At 72.2% G+C, this 20327-nt stretch carries 26 protein-coding genes; 10 read left to right on the top strand and 16 right to left on the bottom strand.

What is annotated here, in order from left to right:
- The first annotated feature begins 18 nt into the window (after positions 1–18).
- On the top strand, positions 19–501 hold the full coding sequence (locus Dsi01nite_RS37895) for a flavin reductase family protein (RefSeq protein WP_203851202.1): 483 nt from the start codon (positions 19–21) through the stop codon (positions 499–501).
- Positions 502–578: 77 nt separating this feature from the next.
- On the opposite strand, the gene Dsi01nite_RS37890 is transcribed toward Dsi01nite_RS37895, so the two are convergent.
- A complete protein-coding gene (locus tag Dsi01nite_RS37890) occupies positions 579–2531 on the bottom strand; it encodes a galactose-binding domain-containing protein (RefSeq protein WP_203851201.1) in 1953 nt (650 codons plus the stop codon).
- A 452-nt stretch (positions 2532–2983) separates the two neighbouring features.
- Here Dsi01nite_RS37890 and Dsi01nite_RS37885 point away from each other — a divergent pair, with 452 nt between their 5' ends.
- Positions 2984–4405: an FAD-dependent oxidoreductase gene (locus Dsi01nite_RS37885; RefSeq protein WP_203851200.1), complete on the top strand. Its 1422-nt coding sequence runs from the start codon at positions 2984–2986 to the stop codon at positions 4403–4405.
- A gap of 13 nt (positions 4406–4418) precedes the next feature.
- On the opposite strand, the gene Dsi01nite_RS37880 is transcribed toward Dsi01nite_RS37885, so the two are convergent.
- The 4 genes from Dsi01nite_RS37880 to Dsi01nite_RS37865 are packed head-to-tail and all read right to left on the bottom strand — an operon-like array spanning position 4419 to position 6819.
- Positions 4419–4886 carry a YfbM family protein gene (locus Dsi01nite_RS37880; protein WP_203851199.1) on the bottom strand — a complete coding sequence of 156 codons (468 nt, stop codon included), beginning with the start codon at positions 4884–4886 and terminating at the stop codon, positions 4419–4421.
- On the bottom strand, positions 4883–5542 hold the full coding sequence (locus Dsi01nite_RS37875; RefSeq protein WP_203851198.1) for a tetratricopeptide repeat protein: 660 nt from the start codon (positions 5540–5542) through the stop codon (positions 4883–4885). The genes Dsi01nite_RS37880 and Dsi01nite_RS37875 overlap by 4 nt, the downstream gene beginning before the upstream one ends.
- 24 nt (positions 5543–5566) lie before the next feature.
- Positions 5567–6475, bottom strand: a complete 909-nt coding sequence (locus Dsi01nite_RS37870) for a hypothetical protein (RefSeq protein ID WP_203851197.1) — start codon at positions 6473–6475, stop codon at positions 5567–5569.
- Complete coding sequence (locus Dsi01nite_RS37865) at positions 6472–6819, bottom strand: PadR family transcriptional regulator (protein WP_203851196.1); 348 nt, start codon at positions 6817–6819, stop codon at positions 6472–6474. Before Dsi01nite_RS37865 ends, Dsi01nite_RS37870 begins: the two co-directional genes overlap by 4 nt.
- A 120-nt stretch (positions 6820–6939) precedes the next feature.
- Between Dsi01nite_RS37865 and Dsi01nite_RS37860 the strand changes: the two genes are divergently transcribed.
- Complete coding sequence (locus Dsi01nite_RS37860) at positions 6940–7308, top strand: hypothetical protein (RefSeq protein ID WP_203851195.1); 369 nt, start codon at positions 6940–6942, stop codon at positions 7306–7308.
- Here Dsi01nite_RS37860 and Dsi01nite_RS37855 read toward each other — a convergent pair.
- From Dsi01nite_RS37855 to Dsi01nite_RS37845, 3 genes are all read right to left on the bottom strand, one after another.
- A complete protein-coding gene (locus tag Dsi01nite_RS37855) occupies positions 7295–7669 on the bottom strand; it encodes a hypothetical protein (RefSeq protein WP_203851194.1) in 375 nt (124 codons plus the stop codon). The genes Dsi01nite_RS37860 and Dsi01nite_RS37855 overlap by 14 nt on opposite strands.
- 71 nt (positions 7670–7740) lie before the next feature.
- Positions 7741–8271: a C40 family peptidase gene (locus tag Dsi01nite_RS37850; RefSeq protein ID WP_203851193.1), complete on the bottom strand. Its 531-nt coding sequence runs from the start codon at positions 8269–8271 to the stop codon at positions 7741–7743.
- A 443-nt stretch (positions 8272–8714) separates the two neighbouring features.
- On the bottom strand, positions 8715–9707 hold the full coding sequence (locus tag Dsi01nite_RS37845; protein ID WP_203851192.1) for an NPCBM/NEW2 domain-containing protein: 993 nt from the start codon (positions 9705–9707) through the stop codon (positions 8715–8717).
- A gap of 84 nt (positions 9708–9791) precedes the next feature.
- Between Dsi01nite_RS37845 and Dsi01nite_RS37840 the strand changes: the two genes are divergently transcribed.
- From Dsi01nite_RS37840 to Dsi01nite_RS37830, 4 genes are all read left to right on the top strand, one after another.
- Complete coding sequence (locus Dsi01nite_RS37840) at positions 9792–10466, top strand: histidine phosphatase family protein (protein WP_203851191.1); 675 nt, start codon at positions 9792–9794, stop codon at positions 10464–10466.
- A gap of 73 nt (positions 10467–10539) precedes the next feature.
- Positions 10540–10959, top strand: coding sequence for a hypothetical protein (locus Dsi01nite_RS57705; protein ID WP_239136461.1), 420 nt, complete (start codon positions 10540–10542; stop codon positions 10957–10959).
- Between the two features lie 43 nt (positions 10960–11002).
- On the top strand, positions 11003–11512 hold the full coding sequence (locus Dsi01nite_RS57700) for a SigE family RNA polymerase sigma factor (protein WP_239136460.1): 510 nt from the start codon (positions 11003–11005) through the stop codon (positions 11510–11512).
- Positions 11500–12270, top strand: a complete 771-nt coding sequence (locus Dsi01nite_RS37830) for a hypothetical protein (protein WP_203851189.1) — start codon at positions 11500–11502, stop codon at positions 12268–12270. Before Dsi01nite_RS57700 ends, Dsi01nite_RS37830 begins: the two co-directional genes overlap by 13 nt.
- Here the strand turns inward: Dsi01nite_RS37830 and Dsi01nite_RS37825 are convergent.
- Together Dsi01nite_RS37825 and Dsi01nite_RS37820 are read right to left on the bottom strand one after the other, a co-directional pair.
- A complete protein-coding gene (locus Dsi01nite_RS37825) occupies positions 12242–13681 on the bottom strand; it encodes a condensation domain-containing protein (protein ID WP_203851188.1) in 1440 nt (479 codons plus the stop codon). The genes Dsi01nite_RS37830 and Dsi01nite_RS37825 overlap by 29 nt on opposite strands.
- Before the next feature lie 11 nt (positions 13682–13692).
- Positions 13693–14103 (bottom strand): DUF2000 domain-containing protein, encoded by a 411-nt coding sequence (locus Dsi01nite_RS37820; RefSeq protein ID WP_203851187.1) that lies wholly within the window; start codon positions 14101–14103, stop codon positions 13693–13695.
- Between the two features lie 48 nt (positions 14104–14151).
- Here Dsi01nite_RS37820 and Dsi01nite_RS37815 point away from each other — a divergent pair, with 48 nt between their 5' ends.
- Positions 14152–14961, top strand: coding sequence for a helix-turn-helix transcriptional regulator (locus tag Dsi01nite_RS37815; RefSeq protein WP_203851186.1), 810 nt, complete (start codon positions 14152–14154; stop codon positions 14959–14961).
- On the opposite strand, the gene Dsi01nite_RS37810 is transcribed toward Dsi01nite_RS37815, so the two are convergent.
- Positions 14913–15284: a cupin domain-containing protein gene (locus tag Dsi01nite_RS37810; RefSeq protein ID WP_203851185.1), complete on the bottom strand. Its 372-nt coding sequence runs from the start codon at positions 15282–15284 to the stop codon at positions 14913–14915. The genes Dsi01nite_RS37815 and Dsi01nite_RS37810 overlap by 49 nt on opposite strands.
- Before the next feature lie 70 nt (positions 15285–15354).
- On the opposite strand from Dsi01nite_RS37810, the gene Dsi01nite_RS37805 reads away from it, so the two are divergent.
- A complete protein-coding gene (locus Dsi01nite_RS37805; RefSeq protein ID WP_203851184.1) occupies positions 15355–15795 on the top strand; it encodes a MarR family winged helix-turn-helix transcriptional regulator in 441 nt (146 codons plus the stop codon).
- A 63-nt stretch (positions 15796–15858) separates the two neighbouring features.
- Here Dsi01nite_RS37805 and Dsi01nite_RS37800 read toward each other — a convergent pair whose 3' ends face one another.
- The 3 genes from Dsi01nite_RS37800 to Dsi01nite_RS37790 are packed head-to-tail and all read right to left on the bottom strand — an operon-like array spanning position 15859 to position 19055.
- Positions 15859–16203 carry a PadR family transcriptional regulator gene (locus Dsi01nite_RS37800; protein WP_203851183.1) on the bottom strand — a complete coding sequence of 115 codons (345 nt, stop codon included), beginning with the start codon at positions 16201–16203 and terminating at the stop codon, positions 15859–15861.
- A 47-nt stretch (positions 16204–16250) separates the two neighbouring features.
- Positions 16251–17738: a cellulose binding domain-containing protein gene (locus Dsi01nite_RS37795; RefSeq protein WP_203851182.1), complete on the bottom strand. Its 1488-nt coding sequence runs from the start codon at positions 17736–17738 to the stop codon at positions 16251–16253.
- A gap of 48 nt (positions 17739–17786) precedes the next feature.
- Positions 17787–19055: an ArgE/DapE family deacylase gene (locus tag Dsi01nite_RS37790; protein ID WP_203851181.1), complete on the bottom strand. Its 1269-nt coding sequence runs from the start codon at positions 19053–19055 to the stop codon at positions 17787–17789.
- Between the two features lie 17 nt (positions 19056–19072).
- On the opposite strand from Dsi01nite_RS37790, the gene Dsi01nite_RS37785 reads away from it, so the two are divergent.
- Positions 19073–19828 carry an endonuclease/exonuclease/phosphatase family protein gene (locus Dsi01nite_RS37785; RefSeq protein ID WP_239136459.1) on the top strand — a complete coding sequence of 252 codons (756 nt, stop codon included), beginning with the start codon at positions 19073–19075 and terminating at the stop codon, positions 19826–19828.
- On the opposite strand, the gene Dsi01nite_RS37780 is transcribed toward Dsi01nite_RS37785, so the two are convergent.
- Entirely contained in the window at positions 19719–20120 is a 402-nt protein-coding gene (locus Dsi01nite_RS37780; RefSeq protein WP_203851179.1) for a hypothetical protein, read from the bottom strand. The two genes, Dsi01nite_RS37785 and Dsi01nite_RS37780, sit on opposite strands and share 110 nt — an antisense overlap.
- A complete protein-coding gene (locus Dsi01nite_RS37775; protein ID WP_203851178.1) occupies positions 20117–20320 on the bottom strand; it encodes a hypothetical protein in 204 nt (67 codons plus the stop codon). The genes Dsi01nite_RS37780 and Dsi01nite_RS37775 overlap by 4 nt, the downstream gene beginning before the upstream one ends.
- Between the last annotated feature and the right edge of the window lie 7 nt (positions 20321–20327).

The raw sequence follows: 20327 nt of genomic DNA, 5'->3' as shown, positions 1-20327 counted from the left end.
AGCTCAAGGGGGACCCCGATGACCGTCACCGCCATCGAACCCGACCTGTTCCGCCAGCTGCTGCGCCGCCACGCGGCCGGTGTCGTGGTGATCACCGCGCCCGGCCCGTCCGGCCCGGCCGGGTTCACCGCCACGTCGTTCACGTCCGTGTCGCTGCACCCGCCGCTGGTGTCGTTCTGCCTGGACCGCCGCTCGTCGAGCTGGCCGACGGTCGAGGCCGCCGGCCACGTCGGGGTGCACGTCCTCGCCGACGCGCAGGAGCAGGTCGCGCGCCAGTTCGCGACCAGCGGCATCGACCGGTTCGCCGCCCCGACCCGCTGGCGGTCCGGGGCGCACGACGTCCCGGTCCTCGACGGCGCCCTCGCGGTCCTCGTCTGCCGGGTGGTGGAACGCGTCCACGCCGGCGACCACGCGATCGTGCTCGCCGAGCCGGTCCTCGGGGAACACCAGGAGGGCCTGCCCCTGCTGTACCACATGGGCCGCTACCTCAAGGCGGCCTGAGGCGGCGGGTGGCGACCGGACGCCTGGTCGCCACCCGCCTTGACCCTGACCGTCGGCGTTGGTCAGGGAAGTTCGGGTCAGCCGGTGTAGACGCGGAACTCCGAGACCTGGCCGGCGGGCCAGCCGGTGTTGGCGGTGAAGTTCAGCCGCAGGTACCGCACGGACGTCGTGGTGGGCAGGGTGATGGTGACCGTGTTGGCGGCGTTCTGGTCGAACGTGTAGCCGCGGGAGCTCACGATGGTCGCGCCGGAGGAGCCGTCGGTGACCGACAGTGTCTGGGTGCGGGTGCCCCAGTTGGAGGGCAGCGTGAGCACCACGCGCCGCGCCGCGGTGGCGGCGCCGAGGTCGACCTGCAGCCACTGCGGCCACGCGTTGTTGGCGCTCTCCCAGTAGCTGCCGGTGTTGCCGTCGACGGCGTTGCCGCTGCCGTACACCTGGGTGTGGCTGCTCTCTGACGTGGGCTTGCCCTGCGCCAGGTTGGTGGTGTTGTTCGGCGGCGCGGACGTGGTGACGGTGACCGCGTTGGACGCGCCGGACGTGTTGCCCGCCGCGTCGTAGGCGGCGACGACGAAGGTGTACGCCGTCGACGCGGTCAGCCCCGTCACCGTGAAGGCGAGGGTGCCCGTGGTGCCGATGGCCACCGAACCCGAGCCGCTCACCCGGGAGACCCGGTAGCCGGCGACGCCCACGTTGTCGGTGGCGGCGTTCCAGGCCAGAGCGACGGTCGTGTCGGTGTTGCCGGTGACCCGCAGGTTGCCGGGGACGCTCGGCGCGGTCTGGTCGGGGCCGGTCGGGAACGGCACCGTGAACCGGGTCGCGGTCAGCGCGATCTGGCCCTTGAGCATCCGGCCGCCGTCGTTGGTGAGGCGCAGGTAGTAGTCCGACGAGCAGGGGGTGCCGTCCTCGTCGAGGGCGCGCATCCCGGAGTTGGTCGGCTGCCACGCCGCGCTCTCCGCGGTCTTGGCGATCTGGTTGCCCTCGTTGAACTCGTCGAACATCGAGATGTAGACGCTCGGCACGCCGGCGCGGGTGTGGTTGTAGAACTGCCGCCACATCAGCTCGCCGTGGCGGCGGTGGCCGGAGGCCAGGTCGCCGGGGATGATGCACGGCTGGTAGTCGATGCCACGGGCGTTGAGGTCGGCGAGGTCGGGCAGGACCCGGTTGGTGTAGAACCAGTCGGCGCCGTTGTTGTCGCTGATCCGGCCGACCATCCACGGCGAGATCATGTGGAAGGCGTGGTACACGTCGATGAAGCCGGCGCGGGAGTCGTCGGTGCCCAGGCGCCAGTGGGTCGGCACGCCGCCGATCACGTAGCAGCCCTGGTTCTTGAACCAGTTGATGACGTCCAGGCACTGCGCCGGCGTGAACGGCCGGCCGTCGTCGTTGAAGCCGAAGCCCCAGATGCACACGACGGGCTTGCCGTTCTGCTTCGCGTAGGCGGGGGAGGCGGTGTACGCCGACATCTTCGTGGTCCAGTCGGTCTTGATCTCCGACTGCATGGTCAGCCACCAGGTGACGTCGTACATGATGTAGAACTTGCGCCCCGTGGCCTCGGCGGCGGTGCGGACCTTCGCCGCCATCGCGTCGCGGGTCGGTCCTTCGCCGCCGAACGGGTTGAAGCGCTGCAGGGCCGCGACGTCGCAGCCGTTCTCCTGCATCCACCGGAAGTGGGTGTCGACGGTCTGCTGGTCGTAGGAGGAGAACAGGTTCGCCGGTTGGCCGTTGCCGAGGTTGGCGAAGTTCGTGCGGTACCCGCGCGTGAAGTCGCGCATGTCGGGCCAGCAGGTGATGGAGCAGGCGCCCGGGGCCGGCGGCTGGGACCAGTTGGGGCTGTAGTGCCACCAGCCGTTGATCGGCGCGCCGTCGCCGGGGGCGGCGAACCAGCCCTGGTAGCCGACGGTGACCTTGCCGACGACGTCGCCGGGCGGGCTGGCCGCCTCGGCGGCGGTGGTGGCGGCCGCGACCGGCAGGGCGGTGGCGGCCGTCCCGGCGAGCGCGGTGGTGATGACGGAGCGGCGGGAAACTCCCATGTGGACTCCTCGGGTGTGCCCGTCGCAGCGTCCGGCCCGCGCACGACAGCTGACCGGCCCGATGGCGGTCGGGCGCGGCGATCGGTGCGGCGGGTGGGCACGTGCGACGGGGCGGGCGGGGGCGTTGCGTGGCGGGGCAGCGGGCAGGCGGGCCCACGGACCGGCAACGAGCAGCCCACGCGTGTCACGGCGCGGTTGGCGGTGCTGGCATCGCATGTCGGCTTCTGCGCTGGAATCCTGCCAGCAACCCACAGGGCAACGCAATACTTCGATGCAATCGTCGCAAGATTACGACTGGTTCTGCACCCCCTGTTTCATGTCGATGAATTCCCAGCTCACGATGGCATCGAGAAGGTTCTTCACCTGTGGGTAAGATCCTCGATGGGTTCCGAGTGTGTGGCACGGCGGGCCTTCACGGCCGAAGGCCGCCGAGGCAGGAGACAGGGAGACCGGTGGCACCGACAGCAGCGCAGCGTTTCGCGGAGATCAGCACGCCGCACCCGCCGACGGACGCGAAAATCCTCATGCGGCGAGCGGTGGTCCTCGGCGGCAGCATGGCCGGCCTGATGGCCGCCAGGGTCCTCAGCGACCACGCCGACGAGGTCGTCATCATCGAGCGGGACGACACCGACGTCACCGCCGGGCCGCGGCCCGGGGTGCCGCAGGGCAGTCAGGTCCACGCGCTGCTGCCCGCCGGGCAGGTGCAGCTGGACCGCTGGTGGCCCGACTTCACCGAGCGCGCGGTCGCGGCCGGAGCGCCCGACGAGGGCCGCACCGACGCGAAGATCTTCATCAACGACGAGCTGCGGGTCACCACCGAGCCGCCGCCGGAGAAGCCCATCCTGATCACCACGCGGCCGTTCCTGGAGGCCCAGGTCCGCCTGCGGGTCCTGGAGAACCCCAAGGTCCGGATGGTGTACGGGCGGGCCGACGGTCTCCTGTTCGCCGACGGTCCCGACGGTGGCGTGGTCGGCGCCCGGTACGTGCCGGCCGGCGACGGCGAGCCGGTGGAGCTCCAGGCGGACCTCGTCGTCGACGCGATGGGCCGCGCGAGCTCGCTCAACGACTGGCTCGAGCAGCGCGGCTGGCCCCGGGCCCCGATGCAGCGCATGCCCATCAAGCTCAACTACGCCTCGGCGCTGTTCCAGCGCGACCCCGCGGTCAGCGACACCTGGATCGCGATCTCGCAGACCACCCCGGCCAAGGACCGCATCGCCCGCATCGGCGGCGTCAGCTCCGTGGAGGGTGACCGTTGGATCGTGCTCGTCGCCGGCTACGACGACGACCGGCCCAGCCGGGAGGCCGACGACTTCGCGGAGCGCTGCCGCAAGTACTTCCCGCAGATGTTCGGCGACATCGCCGAGCGCGGCACGATGATCGGCAACGTCATCACCTACCACCAGGCCGACAGCCGCCGCCGCGACTTCGACCAGCTCGACCGGCTGCCCACCGGGATCCTCGCGGCCGGCGACGCGGTCGCCTCGTTCAACCCTGTCTACGGGCAGGGCATGACGTCGGCGACGCTGCACGCGTCCTGCCTGTCGGAGTGGCTGCGCACCGGGCCCGACGTCGCCACCGAACCGGCCCGCGGCTACTTCGAGCGGGTCCGGGTCGTCGTCGACGCCGCCTGGCAGGTCTCGACGTTCGCCGACCTCGGGCTGCCGCACATCACCAGCGGCCAGCCCCGTGGCTACAAGGTCATCAAGTGGGTCAGCGAGGTCGTCCTCAAGGCGTCCATGACCGACGACAAGACCAGCCAGCGGCTCAACCGCGTCACCACGATGCTGGACCACCCCAACGCCCTGGCCAGCCCCGGCCTGCTGCTGCGGGCGCTGCGCCTGAAGTGGTTCGGCGGGGCCAAGGCCTCGGCCTGACCCGGCGGGGGCGTCAGCTCACCCAGATGAGGACGCTGTCGCCCTCCGCCGCGGCGGCGTGGAAGAACGTGGCCAGAGCCTCGTAGGACTGTCGCAGGTAGTCCAGGGACGTCGGGTCGTGCCAGATCTTCGGATACACGTCGTCGGCGATGAGCGCGGCCGGCTCGTAGTGCGCGGCGAGAGACCCGAACGGGGTGGTGTCGAGGAACGCGGCGGCGGTCGCCACCTCGTCCGGGGTGAGCACCCGCGGCGAGTCGTAGCCCCACTGCTCGTCGGTGATCGGCACCCCGCCGCTGATCACGTCGACGGGCGCGTCCACCTGCGCGAGCAGGAACTCCAGGCCGCCCCACGCCTTGTCGATGTCGATGTGCGGCCGGTCGGTGATCTGGTCGTTGGCGGCGAAGTGGTCGGTCCGCAGCAGGTCCCGCAGGTCGGCCAGGTCGCCGTCGCGCAACCGCGCGTACTGCGTGATCATGCTCATGACGCGCGATCGTAGTCGAGCGCCCGGCGTGCCTCACCGACCTGGCGTGCGACGCCGGCCGCGCCGTGCTCCTCGGCGAGCCGGGCGGCCCGGTCCAGCAGGTCCGGGACCTCGCCCGGGCGGCCGTCGGCGGCGGCCAGGTAGGCCAGGCCGACGAGGTTCGCCGCGACGCCGGCCCGGTGACCGAGCTCCTCCCGCAGCCGGGCCGAGGCGAGCAGGTGGTCCCTGGCCTCGGCGAGGCGGCCCGCCAGGTGCGCGGAGATGCCCAGGTGGCGCAGCACGTAGGACAGGGTCAGCCGGTCGCCGGCGGCACTGGCGAGGGCCCTGGCCCGCTGCAGCGCCGGCACCGCCGCGTCGTCGTCCTGGCGGACCACCTGGTGGAAGCAGCCGATCCAGAACAGCGCCTCGCCCTCGCCCCGGGCGTCGCCCAGCTGCTGGTAGAGCTGGGCGGCCCGGGAGAACAGCGGCAGCTCCTGCGGGTCCTCGACGCGGTCCCGCAGGAACCGGGCGTGCACGACCCTGCCCCGGGCCAGGTGCAGGTCCGCCTCGACCGCGTCGAGCTCGCGGTCGGCGGCGGGCAGCGCCTCGTGCTCGTCGCCGAAGACGCTCCGCTCGTACAGCTCCTGGGCCCTCGCCAGGCGGTGCTCCGCGCTCATCCGGCAAGCATAGGACCCGGTGAATCAGATCCGGGCGAGTCGCCGGGCCCGCAGGTGCCCGATCGTGAGCAGCACCACGGCGATCGCGCCGAACACCGCCGTCTGCGGCCGCAGCTCCATCGGCGACAGCCCTTCGATCGTGGCGCCACCGAACAGTGACGGGACGTGCAGCGTGACGTTGAGCATCATCGCGACCGTCAGGCAGGCGACGGCGATCGGCAGTCGCGGGTCGACGGTCACCCCGGCGGTGAAGGCCAGCAGCAGCGCGAACGGGTACAGCAGCGTGCTCGCGGAGGAGAAGTAGCCGCCGGTCATCTGGTTGAAGCCGAATCCCAGCAGCAGCACGAGCGGCGCGACCACCAGCCAGACCGCGGAGGTGCGCCGCCGGCTGGGGGTCCGGTCCGCGAGGCTCAGCCCGGCGAGGATCAGGAACGCGGTGACCAGCTGCCACGGCATCTCGCCGTGCATGACCGGCGCGGCGATCCACAGTCCGGTCAGGGCGGTCGTGACCACGGTCTGCCCGAGGACCAGGGCGACCATCGCGGCGATCCCGAACGCGACTCCGGCACCGTAGCGGGTCAACTCGGCGGCCGGGCTCCCCGGGACGTCCAGGAACTCCAGCATGAAGAGCAGCGTCGAGGCGACCGTCTGGCCCAGCAGGACCAGCGCGCCGATGCGCAGCGCCTCGGACCACACCTCGCCGGGTGCGCGCCGCCGCGGGCCGAACCGCTCCCGCGTGCCCTGCGTCAGGATGCTCGCCGACTCGCGCAGGCTGGGCCGCTGCCGGCCTGGCTCGGCTGCGTCGAGCAGCGTGCCGAGCAGTTCGTCGCCGCGCTCCGCCCGCCAAGCCTTCGGGTAGGCCCGCAGCAGCGCCCGGTAGCGCCGGGCGAGGACCGTCTCATCGCTCAGGCGCTTGCTCGGCCCACCGCTCATGCCGGGCTCACCGCCGTGTTGATGGCGCGGCGCCGGGCCGTCGCGTTGGTGACGACCTTCGCCGCGGCCGCGAGCCGCGCCGCCTCGTCCTGCAGCGCCGTGCCACCGTCGGCGGTGAGCGCGTAGTAGCGCCGGGCCCGCCCGTTGACGATCTCCTCGTTGACCACCTCGACCAGCCCGGCGTCGGCGAGCCGGTCCAGCACGGCATACAGCGATCCGGCGGCCAGCCGCACCGCACCGTCGGACAGCGCCTCGACCCGCTTGATGATGACGTAGCCGTGCAGCGCCCCGTCCAGCAGCGCGGCGAGCACGAAGTAGCTCGGCGACCGGAGTTGTATAGTCATGTAAGAAGAGTATCCGCGTCACATGTCCATCGCAAGCATTCATTCACGCGACTCACTGTTACGGTCTTGGACCGGCCGCCCGTAGCGTGCAGTGCAACGACATCGGCCTTGGAGGTCGTCATGCGACGTGCACTCGGTGTTCTCATCGCCGCGACGGGCCTGCTGCTCGTCGCCTCGCCGGCGTCGGCGTTCGCGCACAACGCCGTCCACGACCGCTGGTTGCACCTCGTGCTCGATGGTCTGACGCTCGCCGTCGTGACGGCTCCACTGTGGACGGCGTATCTCTGGGGCGCCGCCCGCAGGCGGCTGCTGCTGGGGCTGGTGGCGGTGGTGCAGCTGCCGGTGGCCGTGATCGGCTTCGTGCCGATCGCGACGCCGTGGATCCACCTGGCCGCGTTCGGCATGGCGCTGGGCCTGACCGCGTTTTCGCTCTGGTACGTGCACCGCCCGGCCCCGCGGCCCTCCACGGTCGTCGTCAGCGGCGGCTGATCCGGCCGGCCTCGCACACGAGCCAGCCGCCCGTGCCGTCCGCGAGTCGCAGGCCGGTGACCTCGTCGCTGCCGTCGCCGGAGCGGGTCAGCTCCACCGTCGGGCAGCCGGCCACGGGCGGATGCCAGGAACCGTCGGCCGCCCGCACCGCGGAGTACGCGCAGTGCGCCTCGTCCGTCCAGCCCCAGGCGCGCAGGATCTCGGTCTGCGCGTACTCGTACCGCCCGACCGACGCGACCCGCCCGTCATCCTCGCGGCGCAGGTACTCGGCGCACAGGCCGGGCACCGCCGTGCCCTCGAAGTCCGCCACCGCCGCCCGCCGGTGCAACCGGTAAAGCCTGATATCCGGCATTTCCGACATCTCAGCACCATAGCGGGCGGCGGCGATCACGTGCGTCACGACGCACCGGCGAAGACCGGCGCGACGACGGGTCAGCCGATGATGCGGCGCCCGGCGTAGAACGCGTAGACCTTGGCGATCCGGACATGGTCCCCGGGGTGCGGGGCATGGATCATCATGCCGTCACCCACGTAGATCCCGACGTGGCCGGAACTGGGGAACACCAGGTCTCCCGGCTGCAGTTGCGCGCGGGACACCGACCGTCCACGGCCGATCAGGCCGCCGGTCTGGTGCGGGAGTGTGATACCGGCCCGGGCATAGCTGGCCACGACCAGCCCCGAGCAGTCGAACCCGTTCGGCCCAGCGGCTGCCCACACGTAGGGCTTGCCCTGCTGTGCCTTCGCGTACGCCAAAACGGCGCTCACCGAACCGGCGACGACCGGCGTCTGCACCTGCGGTGCAGCGGGCTTCTTCGGCTTGGTCGTCGTCTTGGGTTTCGTTGCCTTCGGAGTGGTGACCTTCGGCTTGGCCGGCTCCGGGTCCTTCGTCACGACCAGCGTGACCTCGGTGACCGGCCGGACCGGCGCTGTACGCCGTTCGAAGAACCGGTCGGCCCGCAGCACCGGCGTCCGGGCAGCGACCGGCTGCGGTATGTCGACCCAGGCCGGCGCCGTGGCGGCGACCGCGGGTGGTGCGGGAAGTACGACAGCGGACAGGACTATTGAGACCGCAACGAGGCGGCGAACTGAGGACAGAACGTGCTCCCACGGTAGGTCCAGGACTCAGCTGTGCATCCTGCGGGCCAACGTCCGACCCAGCCCCGTTCGAGCAAGGGCTTTCCAGGAACCTGGACAAGGCGAAACGGTTGTCTACAACCGGAATGAACCCCGGGTGTAGTTCGGAACCTATTCGCTCCAGGGAGATCAGCTAGCGTTCACCATCGATCTCACACGCGATGTCACCCCGCCCCGCGGCGCGTCGCTACGCCGGTTTTCGCTGAGGATCCGGGCCGCCGCGGCGGTTCATGAGGGGCGAGATCTGGTGGATGCCGGAGACCTGAGGGGGGTCAGCCGCGGTGCAGCAGGGCGTCGCCGACGGCGCCGTACGGGCGGGTGGCGGTGGCGCAGGTGCCCTTGGTCTTCAGTGCCGACAGGGTCAGCGTGCGGGCCGAGGTGAGGTCGACGTCGAGGGGCGCCGAGGCGGTCCGGCTCACCGACACCGTCGCCGCGTCCTTGCCGTCGACCTCGACGACGAGCTGCACCACGACGTCCTTCGGCGCGACGGGGTCCAGGCCGGCCGTGCCGGTGAAGCGCTTGAACTTGCCGTCCAGCCCGAACGTCACCACCGACGCCTTGCCCTCGCAGCCGACCCAGAAGCCGGTCGAGTCGGCGAAGTGCACGCCGTTGAGGGTGCTGTCGTAGCGGCGGCCCGACTCGCCGCGGTCGGTGGCGGTGCGGTCGGCGTCGTGCAGCGGCACGTCCGCGGTCGCGGCGGCCTCCACGTCCTTGCGGACGTCGTTGAGCCACGGGCCGGCGATGCCGGCGCAGCTGGCGAGCACCCCGAGCACGAACGAGAGGGTGCCGAGCCAGGCGACGAGCCGCCCGCGCGGCAACGACGGGCCCACGACGGGCAGGCCGACCCGGTGCAGCTGCGTGACCCGCTGCCAGATCGCCGGGTCGACGGCGCCGGCGCGGTTGGCGAAGTCGAGGCGGTTGAGCTGGAAGGGTGCGGAGAGATCCAGGAAGCTGTTGTAGGTGGCGCGGCGGTCCCAGGTGCGGGTGGGGATCTCGAGGTGGTCGTGCCGCTGGCTCTTGTCCTGGCTGGTGATCTTCAAGATGGTGTACGAGCGTCCGTCGCCGGCCAGCACGAGCGCGGGACGGCGCTTCTCGCCCTCGCCGTCGCGGTAGGGCACGGTCGCCCACCAGATCTCGCCGGGCTGCGGGCCGCGCCCGCGGGGGCCGCCGGCGCCGGCGCGGTTGAGGATGCCGGCGGCGACCCATCCGGCGACCCCGGCGACCACGAGCACGACACCGAGCGTGAACACCGCATTCGTCAGCATCGCTGCCCAACCCCCCGGAGACTGAGGCACCGATCTTGCCAGAGTCGTTGTGTGAAGGGAATCCGGCCGGGGCAGAGGTACGGCATGGCGGAACTCCAGTGGCTCGGTGTCATCCGGCACGGGCAGTCGACCGGAAACGTGCTTGCACAACAAGCCGAGCAGGGTGGACTGGAGGAGATCGCCGTCCCCGAGCGTGACGCCGACGTGCCGCTGTCGGAGCTCGGCCGCGAGCAGGCGGAGGCCGTCGCCCGGTGGATCGCCGAGCTGCCCACCGGGGAGCGGCCGCAGGTGGCGGTCGTGTCGCCGTACCTGCGGACCCGGCAGACCGCGGAGCTGGCCCTCGCCGGGACGGGCATCCCGGCCGTGTTCGACGAGCGCCTCCGCGACCGCGAGCTCGGCGTCATCGACCGGCTCACCGCGCGCGGCGTCGAGGCCCGGCTGCCGCTGGAGGCGGCCAGGCGCCGCCGGCTCGGCAAGTTCTACTACCGCCCACCCGGCGGCGAGTCCTGGGCCGACGTGCTGCTGCGGCTGCGGTCACTGCTCAGCGACGTGCGGTCCGAGCACCCCGGCGGCCGGGTCGTCCTGTTCGGCCACGAAGCGGTCGTCATGCTCGTGCGGTATCTGGTGGAAGGCCTCGACGAGGCACACCTGATGGAACTCGCCCGGGCCACGACGCTCGGCAACGGCTCCATCAGCAGCTGGCGGTCCGACGGCGACGGGTTGCGGCCCGAACGGTTCAACGCGGCCCCCTTCTCATGATCCGGCAGACCTTGGATGCCTCTGGGTGCACGAGGTCTTCCGGATCATGGGAAAGTGCGGTTAGCTGTGCGCCGTGGCGAGCCGATTCGTGGACGAGCGGGAGATCATCGACGCCGGCGGGCTGAGCCCGGTCGAGCGCGAGCAGCTGCGGGCCGCCGGCCGGTTGTACGACGGCGAGGACCTCGACGCCGAGGCCCGGCTCGCCGACGACGACCACGATGAGGCGAGCTTCCGCGGGTTCTGCACCCTGTGGCGGGTCGTCGACGGCGCCGAGGCGCGGTTCGACGCGTGGCTGTATCAGGTCGACAGCGGCACCTTCTTCCGCGCCGGCACCACCGAGGTCGTCGCCGAGGTCATCCAGTTCGGCCTGGAGTGCGACGACCCCGAGGTGCGGCGGGAACTCGGTCCCGCGATGGTCGCGGCCGGCATCCTGCCGAAGTCGGACCTGTCCTACGCCGAGTTCGCCGAGCTGCTGCGCGACCAGGAACACTGACACACCAGGCAACCCCCGGCGGTGCCCGCCGTGTCAGGTGGTTGTGGCAACGGATGTCGAGGGATACCGCGAGTACGTGACCGGCCGGCTGCCGGCGCTGCGCCGGGTCGCGTACCTGCTGTGCGGTGACTGGCACACGGCCGACGACGTGCTGTCCGCGACCCTGGTCCGGCTGCTGCTGCACTGGCCGAAGGTGTCGGCGGCGGACAACGTCGACGCCTACGTCCGGCGGGTCCTGGTGCGCACGATGCTCAACGAGCGCCGCCGCCCGTGGCGCCGCGAACGCACCCTCGCCGCGCTGCCGGAGCCCGCGCCGGTTCCGGGCGGCAGCGACGCCGTCGACGAACGGGTGTCGCTGCTGGCGCTGCTCGACGAGCTGCCGGCCCGCCGCCGTGCCGTGGTCGTGCTGCGGTACTGCTGCGACCTGTCCGTCGAGGAGACCGCGCGGGAGCTCGGGTGCAGCCCCGGCACGGTCAAGAGCCAGGCGGCGCGGGCCCTCGACACGTTGCGGGAACGCCTTTCCGTTCAAGAGGAGTCACCGTGGACCAGCTGACCGACGCCCTGCGTGAGCTCGACCCTCCGCTGCCGCCGTCGTCCGTTGACCTCGACGCCGTCGTGCGGCGGGCGCACCGGCACCGGCGACGGACCCGGGCGTTCGTGACCGCGGTGGTGGCGGCGCTCGCGCTCGCGCTCGCCGTGACGGTGCCGCTCGACGGCGGCGGAGCGGGCGACGACAGCGCCGCACAGCTCGCCGCGTGCGTGCCGGCGGTCGGTGGCGGGGCTTCCGAGCCGTCGGCGGACGAGGTGATTGCGCAGGCCAGGGCGAGGCTCCGCACCGTGGAGGGGTCCAAGCTGGCGATGGTCTTCGAGGGCCCGCTGCGCCAGGCGTTGCCGGGTGCGACGTTGCTGGACGCCGTCACCTGCACGCCGGGGGTGTGGTTCCGCCCCGAGGCCGGGGGATTTCGCGCCAGGGTGCACATCGTCGACGCTGCCGGTGCAGCCCACCTCGAGGCCTGGGTCGTCCGGCAGCCCGCCCCCGCCGGGCGTGCCTGTGTCCGGGACGTGGAGACCGCCACCTGCGTGCGGGAGGACCAGCCGGACGGCACGGTCGTCTACCGGTCCAGGGTCGACTACGGCGGGGGCGCGGTTCTGCTCACGGTCGACACGTATCGTCCTGACGGCGTGCACGTCCGGATGTCCGCCGGCAACTTCCTTGCGACCGGCGGTCCCGTCACGACGACACGGCCGGTGCCGCCGCTGGACGAGACGGCACTGGCGGCCCTCACCCAGATCGAACGGCTGACGCTGTGACCGCGCAGGCGACGGCGATGCGCTCCAGGTGACGCAACAGCGCCTCGGTGTCGGCGGGGGAGATGTGCGCGGTGTCGGTGTGCGCGGTGCAGCGCAACCCGGTCGCGGTGTCCTCGACGTCGAGGATCATCGGCTCGAACCCGGGCACCGCCCGCCGGACCACCCAGCCGAACGCCGACCGCGACAGCGCCGCCTCGATCTCCCCGGCGGTCGGCAGCTCCCCAGCGGTCGGCAGCTCCCCAGCGGTCGAAGGGTCCACGGCGGTCGAAGGGTCCCCAGCGGCGGGGGACACGCCGGTGGACGGGTCGCGGCGGTCGTTGAGGAAGCAGCCGATCTCCAGCCGCTCCCCGCGGTCGGCGCCGATCCGGTCGAGGAGGGTGAACAGGTCACGCTGGTCGAAGTACGCCAGCTTGTACGCGATCGTCGCCGCCCGCCGGGCCTGCGGCAGGACGTCCTCGAAGTCCAGGCCGGCGACCGGCACCTGGCACAGGCCCGCCTGCACGGCGGTGCAGACCACGTCGGCGAGCCCGGGCCGGAAGCGGTTGCTCACCAGGGGTCGCACGACGACGGGGTCGACGCCGCATGTCGCGTGCACGGCCATGGCGAACACGGCGAGGAGCACGGCCGAAGGGTCGGCGCCGGTCCGGGCGGTCAACGCCCGCAGCGCGAGCGGCAGCGCGGCCGAGTCGAACACGGCCCGCCAGAACCGGGGTCGTTCGGGTCCGGCCGGGGTGCGGAACCGGGCCGGTGGCATGGTGCGCAGGATGCCTTCGAAGTGCCGGAGCGCGGACTCGTTCTGCCGCCGCCCGGCCGGCGACGCCTGCCACTGCGCCTGTTCGAGGGGTTGCCGCCCGGCAACGGGCGCCGGGGAACCAGCGGAGACGTCGCGGAGCAGTGCCGGGGAACCCGCGGAGACGTCGCGGAGCATCGCCTGGGCGCCCGCGCCGTCGGCGGCGAAGTGCGAGATCAGGGCGACGACGTGGCTGGGCACGCCGTGGTGCAGCACGACCGCCATGCGGATCGGATACTCCGCGGTGAAGTCGAGGTCGGTGTCGCGGTACGCGGCCGCGACCGCATCGGCGAGGGCGGACGGGTCGGCGCCGCTCGTGTCGTACACCTCCAGCAGCGAGAAACCGGAAGCCTGGACCTCCTGCGTCGGGGTGCCGCCGTCCGCCGGGATCCGCAGCAGCGTCCGCAGCGTCGGGTGGCGGCTCAGATGGTGACGCAGTTCGCTGGCCACGTCCTCGACGGTGGTGCCGGGCCGTAGCGGCAGCGCGCCGCCGATCGGCATCCAGTGCCCGAGGGTGCGCACCGCGTTCCAGCTTTCGATCTGGCCCCACGAGAGCGGTCCGCTGCCGGCGCCGGGACCTTCGAACGCGACGCAGACGCGGCCGGCGAGTGGGAGCTCCATGGCGGCGGAGCCTAACGATGCAGGCGGGCTCCTTTCAGGATCCGGTCCACGGCGTTCTTCGGCCCGTGCACGGCGATCCCGACGAGCCGGAGATCTGCCTGGTGGACGGCGCGGACGGCGGCCCGGTTGTCCTCGTCGTTGCCGGTCTTGAACAGATCCTCCGTGAACGTTGCACACGCGACCGAACGTTCCACGGCGCGGCGGTGCGCGGCCGCGAGGGTCGCCGCGTCGCCCTCGAAGACCATGACGGGCTGGCCGAACATGGGCAGGTACCGGGTGCCGTCGGCGTCGACGTAGTCCTCGCCGAGCAGCTGCGGTGCCGTGCCGGCGATGCCGCTGACGACGAACGCGGTGACGTTGAGGCGCTGCCAGGTCGCCAGGTCGTCCCGCAGCAGCACGGCGATCTTCGTGGGGAACGTCATGGCCCCAGCGTGCCGGTCCTGACCTGGGCGGTCTTGTACGTTGTGCACATGGAGCTCGTCACCGCATGGCGGCCCAGGGTGCCCGGCATCGCCGAGGTGTTCCACGCGCATTTCGTGGACCACGCCTATCCGCCGCACGTCCACGACGCGTGGACGCTGCTCATCGTCGACGAGGGTGCGATCCGCTTCGACCTGGACCGGCATCACCGTGGTGCGGCCGGCGCCTCGGTGACCCTGCTGCCGCCGAACGTCGCCCACGACGGCCGGGCGGCGACCGGCGACGGCTTCCGCAAGCGGGTGCTCTACCTCGACACGAGCGTGCTGGACGCGGGCCTCGCCGGCGCCGCCGTGGACCGTCCCGGGGTCGACGACCCGCTGCTGCGGCAGCGCATCCACCAGCTGCACCTCGCCCTGGACAGGCCCGGCGACGAGCTGGAGGCGGAGAGCCGGCTCGCGTTGATCCGGGACCGGCTGCGCGGCCACTTCGGCCGGCCCGCCGCGCCGGCGGCGCTGTCGACGGGCCTCGCCGGCCAGTTGCGGGACCTCCTCGACGTGCGGACCCGGGAGGGCATCACGCTGCAGGAGGCGGGCGCGCTGCTGCAGTGCCATCCCGGGCACCTGGTGCGGTCGTTCACCGCGACGTTCGGCCTGCCGCCGCACCGGTACCTGGTGGGCCGCCGCGTCGAGCAGGCCCGCCGGCTGCTGCTGGACGGTCGCCGCCCGGCCGACGTGGCCGCGGAGGTCGGGTTCCACGACCAGTCACACCTGCACCGGCACTTCGTCCGGCACGTCGGGGTCACCCCGGCGCGTTACAGCGCCCAGGGCGGGGTGCCGAACACGCTGCCGTCGGCCCGGTAGGCGGTGAAGCCGGCGGGGACGGTGACGTACACCTCGGCGGGCTCGGCGCCCGGGTTGTGCGCCGCGATCGGCTCGCCGGCCGGCACGACGACCGAGTCGCCGGCGCCGAGCACCTCGCCGCCGGGCGTGACCCGCAGCCGCCCCGACAGCACCATGAACACCTCATCGCGGTCGATGCTGTGCGGCATCGACTCGTGGCCGGCGGCGACGGTCAGCCGCCACGCACAGACCTGCCGGGAGCCGTGGCTGGGCCCCGCGAACACCGTGAACTGGGAGCCGTCGAGCTCGAATCGCGGCGCGTCGGCCGCACGGACGATACTCATTGTCTGTCCTCTCATTCCGTGATGCCGCCAAAACTAAACCAGGTTTCGTACTTTGTAAACGGGGTTTCGTATGTCCGATCTCACGCCCGATGAGCTCCGGGCGATGCCGCTCGGCCGCCTGCTGCTGCACGCGCACCGGCGGGCCCAGGCGGCGTCCCTGGCAAAACTGCAGGCCGGCGGGCATGGGGAGATCCGCCTCGGGCACGTGCCGGTCCTCACGAACCTGGACCCGGAGGGCACCCGGATCACGGACCTGGCGGCGAAGGCGGGCATGACCCGGCAGATGGCGGGTCGCCTGGTCAGGGAGCTCGAGGCGACCGGCTACGTCTCCAGTCGTCAGGACCCGCGCGACCAGCGGGCGGTGATCGTGGCGTTGACCGGGCGGGGTGCGGCGTTCCTCGCCGATGCGCCGGCGGCGATGGCCGCGGTCGACGGCGACTTCGCGGCGCTGCTCGGGGTGGACGAGCTGGCCCGGCTCCGGGAGTCGTTGCTGCGGATCAGTAGCGGCTGACGGGTTGCGGTTCGCGGCTCCTGATCGTCTGGACGACCAGGAAGCGCGACGAGCGACCAGCCGTCAGGCGGCGGTGTCGGTGGCGAGGCGGAGCTGCCGCAGCCGGCGATCCGCGGCCGCGGCATTGCGGTGCAGCCGGTCCGTCTCCGCGCTGAGCAGATCACGCCCGGGGACGGTGAGCCGGTAGTAGCGCCGCAACCGCGACGCCACGACCTCCTCCCGGTCGACCTCGATCAGCCCGTCGACCCTGAGCCGGTCGAGGATGCCGTAGAGCGTGCCGGCCTGCAGGCGGACGCGGTTGTCGGAGATGCGCCGCACGTCCTCCAGGACGCTGTAGCCGTGCTGCGGTTCGGCCGCGAGGGCGGTCAGCACGAGGAACGTCGGTTCACGTAACGGTACGCCAGTCATGTCCATCACTATATTCAAATCATCGGTATATACCATCGACCGATCGGTCAGCCGCTTGTGGGACTGATGTTCGTCAATCCTCCGGTGGCGTTCGTGACGCTGTTGGAGGTGTAGACGACGTTGAGGAGCTCGTCGCATTTCGACGTCGACGTCACGTTGATCGCGTAGCGGCCCACGCCGCCGAGGTCGGACACGTTGTCCCGCCACACGTTGCCGCAGCCCGAGCCGGCGACGGGGTTGTGCGTCTCGTATCCGTTGGCGAAGGTCCCCGGCGTGGCGAACGTGCCGGTGTTGCCCTGGATCAGGTAGCCGGTGCCCTTCACGTCGACCCAGGAGTCGGCGGAGTTCTGGCCGGCGATGCCGCGACCGTCGAAGGTGTTGCCGCGGATGACGCCGTCGACGGTGCCTTCCTTGACGTCGATGTGCTCCGCCGCCACATACGGGCCGATGTGGTTGTTCAGCACCTGCACCCGGTCGGAGCGGTCGACGCCGCCGCTGTTGCCGTGGCAGGCCCAGTTCGAGTTCGCGGATCCGAGGTAGACGCCCTCGCCGTACGCGGGTTGCGCCGTGCCGGTGTACTCGACCGTCGAGTTGCGGATCACACCGTCCGATGAGGACCGTCTGAAGTGGACACCTTCGTCGCCGATGTGGTGCACGTAGAGGCCGTCGATCGTCACGTGCGGCGAGTCGTCGAGCACGACGCCCTTCTTGGCGTCGGCGACGGTGAAGCCCGTGAGGTTCCAGTAGGGCGCGCCGGCGAGCCAGAAGCCGTAGCCGGGGTCCCAGCCGGGCGTCGGGGTGGGGCACGACGGGCCGCTGCCGGCGCTGGTGGGGTTGGTCAGGACCGCGGTGCGCGGCCCGGTGACCGTGATCGGCGCGGCGGCGGTGCCCGGGGTGGTGCCGATGAACGAGCCGTCGTAGACGCCGGGCGCCAGCCGGATCGTCTGGCCCGGCCGGGCACCCGCCACGGCGGCCTGCAGCTGCGCCGCCGTCGAGACGTCCACAGTGGACCCACTGGGAGGCGGCGCGGACGGCGAAGGCGAGGACGACGGTGACGGCGAGGACGAAGGTGACGGCGAGGACGACGGTGAAGGTGAGGACGATGGGGAGGACGAGGAGCGGGACGGGGACGGGGCAGGGCCGCCGGCGCACGGCAACCCGTTGACCGTGCAGTTCACGGGCGTCCCGGTGCCGCTGACGTTGAACCCGAAGCGGACCGTCGCGCCGACGGTGACCGTGCCGTTCCAGGACGCGTTGGCGAACCGGTGGTGCTGCCCGGTGCTGGTGCGGGTGGAGTCCCAGGAGCTGCTGACCGCCGCGCCGGCCGGCAGGTCGAACTCGACCACCCAGGCGGAAGCAGCCGCGTCGCCCCGGTTGGTGACGGCGAACTCGGCGCCGTATCCGCTGCCCCACACCGACGTCTGTGCGAACGTGGCCGTCAGTGCCGCCGACGCGGCAGCCGCGGCCAGGGGCGCGACCAGCAGGATCGCCGCGCCGGCGGTCCCGGCCAGCAGGAACGTGCGCGAGATACGCATCGATCACCCTAACGTCGCAGCGCCCGTTGGGTGATTAGTAAACAGTCTTTACAACTCTTGGTCAATGCCTTCCGCCGAAAAACCCAGCGCCAGGTTCACCAGCGCCGCCGAGCACGCGTGGACCTGCGCGATCGACACCCGCTCGTCGGGGCAGTGCCCGTAGCCCACGCCCGGGCCGTACTGCACCGTCGGGATGCCGCCGATGGCGGTCAGCAGCCGAAGGTCGGAGCCGTACGGCGCGCCGACGACCGACGGCGGCGGCCCGCCGTTGACCGCGACGTCGGCGGCCTGGACCCGCCGGACCAGGTCGGTGCCGTCGGGGCAGCGGCCGGAGGCGAACTGCCCGCCCCACCACTCGACCGTCACCGGGTGCTCCTTCAGCCACGGGTCGCCGGCGCACGCCTCCGCGACCGTCCGCTCGAACGCCGCGCGGGCCTCCTCCACCGGCTCGTCCAGGGCGACCCCGAACCGTCCCTCGGCGACCAGCAGGTCGGGGACCGTCGAGGCCCAGTCGCCGGCCCGAACGGTGCCGATCTCCAGGGGATACGCGATGTCCCAGCGCGCCATCATGGGGTCGACGACCCGGTTGCGGGACGCCTCCAGGGCCCGCAGCACGGGGAAGATGAGCTGGAACTTCTCCACCGCGCTGACCCCGCTGGTGCGCGCGCACGCGTGCGCGGCCAGGCCCGGCACGCGCAGCCGGAACGTGAGCGCGCCGCCGTTCGCGGCCAGGACGTTGAGCTCGGTCGGCTCGGTGATCACGCAGGCGTCGGCGCGCCAGCCGCGATCGAGGGTCGCGTAGGTGCCGAGGCCGCCGTCCTCCTCACCGACGACCGCCGCGAGCAGGAGGTCGCCCGGCAGGCGGGTGCCGCTGCGGTGCAGCGCGAGCAGCGCCGCCAGGGCCGCGACGAAGCCGCCCTTCATGTCGCAGGCGCCACGGCCGTAGACGTGCCCGTCCTCGATCCGCCCCGAGTACGGGTCGTCGGACCAGGTCGACAGGTCGCCCGGCGGCACCACGTCCAGATGCCCGTTGAGCATGAGCGTCCGGCCGCCGCCGGTGCCGGGCAGGCGGGCGACCAGGCCCCACGCCTCGGTCCGCTCGACCTCCATGCCGGGGAAGTCGGGGCGGGCGGCGAGGTCGGCGACCGGGATCTGCCACAGGTCGGTCTCGACGCCCTCCGCCGCGAGCAGACCGGCGACGTGCCGCACGATCTCGCCTTCCGCTTGCGTGCCACCCACACTGGGTACGCGGATCAGGTCGACGAGCGTGCCGATGGTCTCGTCGTGGGAGCTGAGGAGAGCGTTGTGGACGTCCATCCGGGCAATGTATGTCGTTGACACTGCTCACGTACAACATCCTGAACGGCGCCAACGGGGGCCGGCTGGACGCGGTCTGCACGGTCGTCGATGCCGCCGCGCCGGATGTGGCCGCGGTGCAGGAGCTGCGCGGCGACCCGCCACTGGCGCGACGGACCGGGATGCGCCTGCACGTGGCGCCGCCGAGGACCGGACAGCCGGTCGGCCTGCTGGTCGCACCGCACCTGCGGATCCTGCGGCGGGGCACGGTGCCGGGGCTGTTCCATCACGGCGCGGCGTGGGTCGAGCTGGATGTCGACGGCGGCCCGCTGACGGTGATCAGCACGCACCTGTTCCCCTACTGGGGCTTCATCCGTCTGTACGAGGCGCGCCGGCTGGCGGCGTTCGCGGCCCGGCGGGAGCGGGTCGTGCTGATGGGGGACTTCAACTCCCTCGACCCCTGGACGCCCTACGGTGAGGTCCATCGGCGGCACCGGCGCTGGTTCGGCCGGGGCGGCCCGGACACGCGGGCGATGGCGCTGCTCGCCCGCCGCGGACTCGTCGACGTGTTCCGCGTGGTGGGCACGGGGGAGGGCTGGACGGTGCCGACCGCGCTCGGCGGCGGGGAGTTCGTCCGGTCGCGGCTGGACTACATCCTGGCGTCGCCGGCGGTGGCCGGGGACTTCACGTCGTGCCGTGTGCTGACCGGCGGCGGGACTGCGTCCGCGTCGGACCACTTTCCGGTGCTGGCGGCACTCGCAGTGCCGGACCCCGCGGGTCGATCTGCTCCCTGACCGGCACGGGTATGCGGTGCCCGCCGAGCGGCGGGTTCGCGACCCAGCGGATCACGGGACCCTGCCCGGGTGCCGGCAGCCAGCCCAGGAACCGGGCCCAGAGCTGGTCGGCGCCGAGCTGGCGCAGGTCCTCGGCAGCGTCGGCGACCCGCAGCGCCATCATGGTGCGCAGGGCGGCGGGGCTGTCGCCGTGCTCCGCGACGAGCTGCTCCCGCTTCGCGGCGCAGGGCCACGGCTCGCGGCATCCCGTGCACAGCCAGGTCGGCCGGGCCGGGATGTGCGCGATCGTCACCCAAGACTCCCGGGCCGGGCGAGCTCGAGGCGTCGCAGCGCGTAGACGAGCACGGAGTTGCGGGCGGCCACGTACTGGTCGCACGGCCACGGCTGGTGGCAGTCGCGGCACTGCTCGCCGCGGTGGAGTTTGGCGGCCAGCCAGCTCTTGGGACGGGGCTGGTGGCGGCGGCGCTGGCGGACGAGCTCTTTGAGGTCCATCGCGGGG

Origin of the sequence: Dactylosporangium siamense (assembly GCF_016862795.1) — a bacterium.
Lineage (GTDB): Bacteria > Actinomycetota > Actinomycetes > Mycobacteriales > Micromonosporaceae > Dactylosporangium > Dactylosporangium siamense.
The sequence above is the reverse complement of the archived record's forward strand: the minus strand, read 5'-3'. Positions and strand labels throughout refer to the sequence as shown.

Bases quoted from the DNA above. Each gene is read 5' to 3' on its own strand.
- Dsi01nite_RS37895 (WP_203851202.1), top strand. From the start codon at position 19: ATGACCGTCACCGCCATCGAACCCGACCTGTTCCGCCAGCTGCTGCGC.
- Dsi01nite_RS37890 (WP_203851201.1), bottom strand. From the start codon at position 2,531: ATGGGAGTTTCCCGCCGCTCCGTCATCACCACCGCGCTCGCCGGGACG.
- Dsi01nite_RS37880 (WP_203851199.1), bottom strand. From the start codon at position 4,886: ATGAGCATGATCACGCAGTACGCGCGGTTGCGCGACGGCGACCTGGCC.
- Dsi01nite_RS37875 (WP_203851198.1), bottom strand. From the start codon at position 5,542: ATGAGCGCGGAGCACCGCCTGGCGAGGGCCCAGGAGCTGTACGAGCGG.
- Dsi01nite_RS37870 (WP_203851197.1), bottom strand. From the start codon at position 6,475: ATGAGCGGTGGGCCGAGCAAGCGCCTGAGCGATGAGACGGTCCTCGCC.
- Dsi01nite_RS37865 (WP_203851196.1), bottom strand. From the start codon at position 6,819: ATGACTATACAACTCCGGTCGCCGAGCTACTTCGTGCTCGCCGCGCTG.
- Dsi01nite_RS37860 (WP_203851195.1), top strand. From the start codon at position 6,940: ATGCGACGTGCACTCGGTGTTCTCATCGCCGCGACGGGCCTGCTGCTC.
- Dsi01nite_RS37855 (WP_203851194.1), bottom strand. From the start codon at position 7,669: ATGTCGGAAATGCCGGATATCAGGCTTTACCGGTTGCACCGGCGGGCG.
- Dsi01nite_RS37845 (WP_203851192.1), bottom strand. From the start codon at position 9,707: ATGCTGACGAATGCGGTGTTCACGCTCGGTGTCGTGCTCGTGGTCGCC.
- Dsi01nite_RS37840 (WP_203851191.1), top strand. From the start codon at position 9,792: ATGGCGGAACTCCAGTGGCTCGGTGTCATCCGGCACGGGCAGTCGACC.
- Dsi01nite_RS37825 (WP_203851188.1), bottom strand. From the start codon at position 13,681: ATGGAGCTCCCACTCGCCGGCCGCGTCTGCGTCGCGTTCGAAGGTCCC.
- Dsi01nite_RS37820 (WP_203851187.1), bottom strand. From the start codon at position 14,103: ATGACGTTCCCCACGAAGATCGCCGTGCTGCTGCGGGACGACCTGGCG.
- Dsi01nite_RS37815 (WP_203851186.1), top strand. From the start codon at position 14,152: ATGGAGCTCGTCACCGCATGGCGGCCCAGGGTGCCCGGCATCGCCGAG.
- Dsi01nite_RS37810 (WP_203851185.1), bottom strand. From the start codon at position 15,284: ATGAGTATCGTCCGTGCGGCCGACGCGCCGCGATTCGAGCTCGACGGC.
- Dsi01nite_RS37805 (WP_203851184.1), top strand. From the start codon at position 15,355: ATGTCCGATCTCACGCCCGATGAGCTCCGGGCGATGCCGCTCGGCCGC.
- Dsi01nite_RS37800 (WP_203851183.1), bottom strand. From the start codon at position 16,203: ATGACTGGCGTACCGTTACGTGAACCGACGTTCCTCGTGCTGACCGCC.
- Dsi01nite_RS37795 (WP_203851182.1), bottom strand. From the start codon at position 17,738: ATGCGTATCTCGCGCACGTTCCTGCTGGCCGGGACCGCCGGCGCGGCG.
- Dsi01nite_RS37790 (WP_203851181.1), bottom strand. From the start codon at position 19,055: ATGGACGTCCACAACGCTCTCCTCAGCTCCCACGACGAGACCATCGGC.
- Dsi01nite_RS37775 (WP_203851178.1), bottom strand. From the start codon at position 20,320: ATGGACCTCAAAGAGCTCGTCCGCCAGCGCCGCCGCCACCAGCCCCGT.